Here is an 873-nt window from a genome sequence, read left to right as displayed (position 1 = left end):
GAGCCTGCGAGGCAGCTGCTACAGGACCTAGGCGATACCCGACTCTTTGCCGACGTCGTACTCACGCAGCTTGTTGGCAATGGTGGTATGCGAAACCCCCAGGCGCTTGCCCAGTTGTCGACTGCTCGGATGCTCGGAATACAGCCGTTCCAGCACCGCCTTCTCGAAACGCCCGACAATCTCGTCCAGCCCACCCTCCAGCGAAAAATCGCCAAGGGGCTGACGCACGCCATAATCCGGCAGGCGAATATGCTCGGCCTTGACCGTGCCGCCGTCGCACAGGGAAACCGCCTGGAACAGCACGTTCTCCAGTTGCCGCACGTTGCCCGGCCAATGGTAGTGGCTGAGCCGCTCCATGGCCGCCGGGGCGAGTTTGGGCAACGGGCATCCGATCTGCCGGCTGGCCTGATCAAGGAAGTGCTCCACCAGCGGCGTCAAACCGTCGAGGCATTCACGCAGCGGCGGGATGTGCAGGGACAATACATTCAAACGGTGATAGAGGTCCTGGCGGAACTCGCCGCGCGCGCACAATTCGGACAGGTCGACCTGGGTCGCGCAGATCACTCGCACGTCGAGGTAGACCTCCTCGTCGCTGCCCACACGACGGAAGCAGCCGTCCTGCAAAAAGCGCAGCAATTTCACCTGCAAGCGCGGACTCATTTCCCCGACGCCATCGAGAAACAGCGTACCGCCCGCCGTCAGCTCCAGCAGCCCGAGCTTGCCTTCGGCCCGCGCCCCTTCAAAGGCACCGGGGCCATAACCGAACAATTCCGTCTCGGCCATGGACTCCGGCAGCCCCGCACAATTGAGCGCCATCAACGGCGACTGCCCACGCGGACTGGCCAAGTGGCAGGCCCGCGCCAGCAACTCTTT

General features: G+C 63.5%; 1 protein-coding gene. It reads right to left on the bottom strand.

The window, feature by feature from the left end; genetic code table 11:
• Positions 1 to 27: 27 nt before the first annotated feature.
• Positions 28 to 873: sigma 54-interacting transcriptional regulator (locus PMI34_RS22480; protein ID WP_008047182.1), on the bottom strand; the 846-nt coding region annotated here is incomplete at its 5' end.

The sequence above is a fragment of the Pseudomonas sp. GM74 genome, from assembly GCF_000282455.1.
GTDB lineage: Bacteria > Pseudomonadota > Gammaproteobacteria > Pseudomonadales > Pseudomonadaceae > Aquipseudomonas.
Note: the sequence above shows the minus strand (reverse complement) of the source record. Positions and strands in the feature narration are given on the sequence as shown.